The sequence below is a fragment of the Calidithermus chliarophilus DSM 9957 genome, assembly GCF_000430045.1.
GTDB lineage: Bacteria > Deinococcota > Deinococci > Deinococcales > Thermaceae > Calidithermus > Calidithermus chliarophilus.
The window spans coordinates 131,141-137,726 of sequence record NZ_KE387028.1; the positions used below are offsets into that span (position 1 = coordinate 131,141).

The 6,586-nt window shown below is 73.8% G+C and carries 8 protein-coding genes; all 8 read left to right on the forward strand.

The genetic code is table 11. The features are described from left to right. Nucleotides 1–551: hypothetical protein (locus MEICH_RS26580; protein ID WP_036220000.1), on the forward strand; the 551-nt coding region annotated here is incomplete at its 5' end. Next, nucleotides 548–2,641 (forward strand): type II secretion system protein GspD, encoded by a 2,094-nt coding sequence (locus tag MEICH_RS30540; RefSeq protein ID WP_084542473.1) that lies wholly within the window; start codon nucleotides 548–550, stop codon nucleotides 2,639–2,641. The genes MEICH_RS26580 and MEICH_RS30540, both read left to right, overlap by 4 nt. Next, the gene (locus MEICH_RS29055; RefSeq protein ID WP_027894418.1) at nucleotides 2,641–3,300 is read left to right on the forward strand and encodes a hypothetical protein; all 660 of its coding nucleotides are present in this window, start codon (nucleotides 2,641–2,643) and stop codon (nucleotides 3,298–3,300) included. Before MEICH_RS30540 ends, MEICH_RS29055 begins: the two co-directional genes overlap by 1 nt. Then, complete coding sequence (locus MEICH_RS0122150; protein WP_027894419.1) at nucleotides 3,300–4,196, forward strand: hypothetical protein; 897 nt, start codon at nucleotides 3,300–3,302, stop codon at nucleotides 4,194–4,196. Before MEICH_RS29055 ends, MEICH_RS0122150 begins: the two co-directional genes overlap by 1 nt. Further along, nucleotides 4,196–5,401, forward strand: a complete 1,206-nt coding sequence (locus MEICH_RS0122155; protein WP_027894420.1) for a type II secretion system F family protein — start codon at nucleotides 4,196–4,198, stop codon at nucleotides 5,399–5,401. Before MEICH_RS0122150 ends, MEICH_RS0122155 begins: the two co-directional genes overlap by 1 nt. 2 nt (nucleotides 5,402–5,403) lie before the next feature. Continuing rightward, on the forward strand, nucleotides 5,404–5,859 hold the full coding sequence (locus MEICH_RS0122160; RefSeq protein WP_084542475.1) for a type II secretion system protein: 456 nt from the start codon (nucleotides 5,404–5,406) through the stop codon (nucleotides 5,857–5,859). 65 nt (nucleotides 5,860–5,924) lie between these two features. Further along, entirely contained in the window at nucleotides 5,925–6,368 is a 444-nt protein-coding gene (locus MEICH_RS0122165; RefSeq protein ID WP_027894422.1) for a type II secretion system protein, read from the forward strand. Further along, the coding region (locus MEICH_RS26585; RefSeq protein ID WP_036220003.1) for a type II secretion system protein at nucleotides 6,365–6,586 on the forward strand (222 nt) is incomplete at its 3' end. The genes MEICH_RS0122165 and MEICH_RS26585, both read left to right, overlap by 4 nt.

Sequence of the window (6,586 nt, forward strand, 5' to 3'; positions counted from 1 at the left end):
CCGACGAGCAGGCCGCCGGGCCCGGCGGCCTCCCGCCGCAGGAGGACGATCCCCTTCGGGCCCGGCTGGCGCCGGTACACCGAGAGGCGGCGGCGAGTCCCCTCCCTGAGCCGGGGGCCGACCCCTTCCGCGCCTACGCGCGCATCGCCGGGGTGGGCTCGTCGGGCTCTCCGGGGGCTGTGCGGGCGGACGATCGAACGGACGATCCCCTTCGGGACGGCGGCTCTGCCGCCGTGCACCGGGAGGTCCCGGTGGCCCCCGCGCCGCGCCTGGAGCTGCCCGCCCTGCCTGTTCCCCCGTCCCCGGTCGCTCAGCCCCAACCCCGGCCCCAGCCCGAGACGCTCCAACGCTACCTCGTGCGCGCGGGCTGGCGGCTGGAGGCGGTCTCGCTGGGCCAGGAGGCCTCGGTGCTGCTCTCCAAGGGCGGGGTGAGCGGGCTGTGGCGCGCCGGGGAGGAGCTGGAGGAGGGCGTGCGGCTGGTGCGCGTGGAGCCCGGCCGGGTGGAGCTGGCCCGCGGCAAGGAGCGGGCGTATCTGGAGGTATCGCCATGAAGCGCTACGTGTGGTTGTGCGTTCTGGCGGGCTCGCTGGCCCTGGCCGGGAGCTTGCCGCCGGGAAAGGCCTACGACGTGCCGGTCAGCGTGGAGGTGCGGGCCGGCGTCAGCCTTGGAGATGCTATAAGAATCCTCGCTAGGAGTGCAGGCCTGTCGGTGGTGGTGGCCCAGGCGCCCGAGCTGCAGGCCAAAGTGACCCTCGACGTCAAGTCCAAACCCTTCCGCCAGGTGTGGGAGGGGCTGTTCATGGGCGCGGCCCGCAACCTCGACTACAAGGTGTTGCCCAGCGGGCTGATTGTGGTGGCGCCGAGGGCCGAGCTCGAGGCCTTCGCCGCAGCCCAGGGGCCCAAGCCCCAGGGTGCTCAGGCCCCCGCCCCCGCCCCGGCGGCGCCACCGGCCGCGGCGGATTCCCTCCGGGACGGGGCGAGCCCCGCGCGCCCGGAGGACGATCCCCTTCGGGACCGGCTGGCGCCGGTACACCGAGAGGAGGCGCGGCGGGTGGCGGTCTACCCGGTGGACGACCCGCAGACCCTGGCGCCCCTGGCCCAGGGCCTGCTGCCGCAGAGCAGGGTCTTCGTGCTCATCCAGCCCCGCGCCCTGGTGGTCGAAGCCACCGAGTCCCAGCACCAGCAGTTCGCGGGGCTGCTGAAGGCGCTGGCGGAGGCCGGGGGGGCGCGCCAGCAGGACGGTCCCCCCCGAGAAGGGGCAGGGGCAGGCCCCGGGCAGCGGGAGGAACCCCGTCCCGAAGGGGATCGTCCCCAGCCCGCCGCCCCGGCCACGCCCCCGTCGGCCGCTCCCAAGGCCGAGGCTGAGCCCCGCCCCGCCGCGCCGGACCCCGCCGCCGAGGAGGCGGTGCTCCTCTTCGCGGCGCCCGACGCGGGCGCGTCGCTGGCCCAGGCGCTGCTGCTGCGCTTCAAGGAGGCCAAGGTCACCCACCTCGAGGCCCTCAAGGTGGTGATGGTGCAGCTGCCGCGGGCCCTGGCGGCGGAGGCGCAGGACTTCGTGCGCCAGCTGGAGGCCGCCCGTCCTGCCGTCCTGCCGTCCCCGGCCCCCGCCGCCCCCGTGGAGCGGGCGTTGCCGCTGGGCTACGCCAAGGCCAAGGGGGTGCTCGAGCTGGTGGCCAAGCTGCTGCCGGAGTCGAAGGAGGTGCTCCTGGCCGCCGACGAGCGCACCAACACCGTGCTGCTGCGGGGCCCGGCGGCGGCGGTGGCGGCCATCGAGCGGCTGGTGGGCGAGCTGGACCGGCCTGTCCCCCAGGTGGACCTGCAGGTGCGCGTCGAGCAGATCACCAGCGGCCAGGGGGAGGATCTGCGCGCCGCGCTGGAGGCGGCGCTGGGCCCCTTCAGCCTCAAGGTCGACCCCGGCAGCGGCACGGCCGGGCTGGGTATGGAGGTGGGCAAGACCCAGCTGCTCAAGCTCGATGCGACCCTCAAGGCGCTGCAGAGCGCGGGCAAGAGCCGCTCGCTCATCGACAGCCGCTTCACCGTCAGCAGCGGCGAGAGCGTGAACCTGCTCTCCGGCGGCAGCTTGCTGATCCCGCTGTCCTCCTCGGGCTCGAACGGCGGCACCGCCACCAGCGGGCTGCAGAGCGTGGAGTTCGGCCTCGAGCTCAAGCTCACGCCCGCCGTGATCCCCGGCGACAAGATCCAGCTGGCCGTGAGCATCAACCTCGGCAGCGCCCCCTCCAGCGGGCCCAACAACGCCACGGTCATCCCCAAGCAGCAGCTGACCTCCAACGTGCTACTTACCTCCGGCCACAGCGCGGTGCTGGGGGGCGTGATCTCCTCGACCGAGCAGGAGTCGCGCAGCGGGGTGCCCCTGCTCATGGACCTCCCCCTCATCGGCGGGCTGTTCGGCCAGACCAGCAAGAGCGTGAGCCAGAACCACCTGCTGATCGTCGTCACCGCCGTCAGCCGCGTGCCCGAACGGGCGGTCACGGGCGCCACCCCTCCTGGAGATCGCCCCCCACCGGCCCCCTCAGTCCCGGCTGTCCCTTCGACCCCGCCCAAGCCTCAGCCGAAGCCCCCGGCCGTCTCCGCCCCGGTGGTGCCCCCCGGCTTCGAGCGTGACGTGGAGGTAGGAAACTGATGCGTAACCGACGACTCCTCTTAGCGGCTTCGCTGCTGCTCGCGGGCTGCAGCGAGATCCAGAAGCTCACCACCCCGCCCCTGAGCCTGTCCCTGGAGCTCAAGGGTGTGGCGGGCGCCGAGGTACGCCTGGTCCTCAGCGGCAACGGGAGCAGCGAGACCTACACCGACAACGGCACCGGGCTGCAGACGGCGGCCGCGGTGTGGCCCGGGCGCTACACCGCCAGTCTGTCCGAGCTGGCCCAGGGCCCCATCCGCTACGCGGGGGTGCTCGAGTACTCCAACGCCAGCGGCAACTACACGCGCCAGGGGAGCATGAGCTTCGACGTGCGCGACCACGACGCCGGCAAGCTCAAGCTCAAAGGCTCGTACCAGCCGGTCACCGGCAGCCTCCAGGTCACGGCCTCCGGGCTGCCCTTCGGGGCGCGGGCGGCGGTGTTCTACCGCGCCAGCGGCCAGGAGGAGGCCCCCTTCGACCCCGAGCGTCCGGCGGCGCTCGAGCCCGGCAGCTACCTGCTGCGCTTCGGCGAGGTCGTGGCCGAGGGCCAGACCTACCGGCCCCAGGCTACCCAGGCGGTGGTGGCGGTGGAGGCAGGCAAGCTCACCCCGGTGAGCGTGAGCTACGAAGCGATGCCCGCTGCGGCAGGGGAGGGGCGCTGATGCCCCGCTGGACCCGCTGGACACTGGCCCTGGCGCTGGGCCCGCTCCCGCTGCTGTCGGGGTCGACCCCTGGCGCTTCGCTCGCGCAGTCGGCAGAGAACGTGGTCGTCAGCCCCGACGGGCAGCTGGAGGCACTGTCCTTCGGGCGGCGGGCCTGCGTGCGGGTGATGCACGAGGCCCGCCTGCTGGCGGACCTGACCTGCGTGGACCTGGCGCAGCCCGGCGAGGGGGTGCTGCGCCTGGTGGTGGACGGGCGTCCGCTGGAGGTGCCCTACCGCGCCGAGCTAAGCCTGGGCCGCACCGACTACCTCATCCGCCTGGGCGCGGGGTGGGGGGCGGGCTCCGCCTCCAGCCCTGGGTGCACGGCGAATGCCTGCCTGGTGCGAGGGGCGCTGCCCCTGCCGGTCCTGCCCGAGGCGACGTCTCACGGTGGCACGACGCCCCCCACGCTGCCCAGGGCGGTGCCGTCGGTGGCTCTGGAGCCGCTGCCCCTGCGACAGCCGGCGGCTTCCACCCCCGACGACCCCGTGCACCGGGAGGCCACGCTGGTCGGGGAGCGGGGTCCGGCGTCGGGAAGGGAGCTGCCCGCCGACCCCGCGGCCCTGGCTTACGCCCGCTTCACCCTGCGCCAGGGTGAGCGGGGGGCCCAGCTGAGCTACGCCCTGCTGGCGCGGGCCCCGCTGGAGACCCCCACGGCGGCGCTGCGGTTGTACCTCGACGGCCAGCCACTCAAGGCCCGCCTCACCCGGCGCGGCCTGGGGCCCGTCCCCGGGCGGCTGGAGGCCGGGGACGGGGAGTGGGGCTGGCTCGAGTTCGGCCGCCTGCAGGGGGCGGTGCTGCGCCTGGAGTGGGCGCTGGCGGGCGGGGTGCTGCGCCGGGAGTGGAGGTTGCGCTGATGGCCAGCTTCCGCTACCTGGCCCTGGAGGGCTCTGCCGCACGCCGGGGCACGCTGGAGGCCTCCAGCCGCGTCGCCGCCATCGAGCAGCTCAAGGCCCGCGGCCTGGTGCCGCTGGAGCTGGAGGAGCAGCGCGGGCGCGAGGCCTCGCGCCCCTGGCTGGGCGGGGGCTTCAAGGCGCGCGACGTGGCGCGCTTCGCCCGGCTGTTCGCCATCCTCGCCCGCTCGGGCATTCGGCCGCACGACATCCTGGAGGTGCTCTCCAAGGACATGAAGAACCCACGCCTGCGGCAGGGGATCGCCGCCATGGCCCAGGACGTGGGGGCGGGAAGCTCGCTGTACGAGGCGGCGCAGAGCCAGCCCTTCCTGCGGCCCTACGCGGGGATGGTGCGTTCGGGCGAGAAAATTGGCGACATGGCCCAGGTCATGCAGCAGCTGGCGGTGTTCCTCGAGCGGGAGGCCGACCTGGCCGACGAGATCAAGGGGGCGCTGACCTACCCGGTGGTGGTGCTCATCATCGGGCTCGCCATCACCTACTTCCTGTTCACCGGGCTGGTGCCCTCCTTCGCCCAGACCCTCAGCGGGCTCGGCGGCGAGCTGCCCCTGCTGACGCGGGTGCTCATCGCCGTCGGCTTTTTCCTCAAGAATTTGGGCTTCACCATCCCGCTGGCAGCGCTGGCGGCCTTCGTGGGGGTGCGGGCGTACTACCAACGCCCCGAGGGTCGGCTGCGGCTGGATGCCCTGGCGCTGCGGGTGCCGGTGGTGGGCGACCTCTTGCGCGACCGGGCGACGTCGAAGGCCATGCGCACCCTGGCGATGATGCTGCGCGGGGGCATCCCCATCCTCGAGGCCCTCGAGACGGTGAGCAAGTCCACCGGCAACGCGGTGTACGACCAGGCCTTCGCCCGCATCGGCGAGGAGATCGCCCAGAAGGCCCGGGGGGTGGCCGAGGCCTTCCGCGCCCAGGAGGGGCTGTTCTCCGCTGCGGCCGTCCAGCAGATCTCCGTCGGTGAGCAGAGCGCCAACCTCCCTCAGATGATGGACTACATCGCCGAGGACCACGAGAAGGAGTCCTCCATGCGCGCGCGGGCGCTGCCCAAGCTCATCGAGCCCGTCTCCATCATCTTCCTGGGGGGCGTGGTGGGGACGGTGGTGGCCGGGATGTTCCTCCCCCTCTTCAAGCTCATCGGCGCGCTGGGGAGGTGAGTATGCGTATCAGGCACACAGGCTTCACGTTGGTGGAGGTGCTGGTGGTCACGGCCCTGGTGGGTCTGCTGGCGGCGAGCCTGCTGTGGGGCTTCGCCTCGGCCCGGCGGCAGGGGCAGTACAGCCAGGCCCAGGCCCACGGGCTGGAGGTCTTCCTGGCCCTCGACGCCTTTTTGGTGCGCAACACCGACCTGCTGCTCGACCTCGACGGCTGGACGGCGGCCTGGCCCGCGGGCAGCCTGGACGGGGCCCCGGCGGCGCTGGCGGGGCTGGGCGGCTTCGACTGCCGCCAGGCCGTGACCCTCGGCCGCGGGGGCATGGAGGGCGGCGGCCAGAGCTGGGGCGCGGCGCCCGCGACGGTGGGCTGTCTCATCGAACGGGTAGGCGACCGCTTCCTGGTGCACACCTGGGTGAGGGGGCTGCCCCGGCACTACCTCAACGGTCGGGATCCGCCCTAGCCCGGAGAGCTTGCTATCATAATCCTCAATAGGATAAGGGGGCGTGGCCCCCGCGTGGAGGTTGTGTGAAGCGCAAAGGTCTGACCCTGGTCGAGCTGATGGTGGTCCTGGCGATCGTGGCCCTGCTGCTGCCGGTGGGGGCCTGGGGGATGGCTCAGCGGCGGCAGGCCGAGCAGTGGCGCGCCGTGGCAGGTGCGCTGGAGGGCCTGCTGCGCGCAGGCGGGCAGATCGCCCGCAGCAGCGGCCGCGAGGTGCGGCTGGCGGTGGCGGGCGGGGCAGCCTACCTCGAGCAGGACGGCCTTCCCCTGCACCTTGGGGATCGTCCCCTGACCGCCGGGCGCGTGACCGCTCCCCACCTGCGGGTGGAGCTGCTCCCCGGCATGAGCCTGAGCCCCGGCGGCCTGCGCTGGCGGGCTTCGGGTCGGGTAGAGGGCCCGCGCGAGCTGACGCTCGCCTGGGGCGGCCGCAGCCGCACCTACGCCGTGAGCGGGTGGGGGGAGGTCCGATGACCCGGCGGCGCCTGGGCTTTACCCTGGTGGAGGTGCTGGTGGCGGCGGGCCTGGTGGCGTTGGTGGGCACCTACCTGGGGCGGCTGGCCAACGCCGGCCGCGAGGCGGTGCAGCAGAGTGAGGGCCAGAGCCAGGCCGCGCAGATCCTCGCGCGGCTGGGCGGTGAGGCCCAGCGCGGCAACCCCCGGGTGGTCCCCCCCGGCGGCACGCGGCTGCTC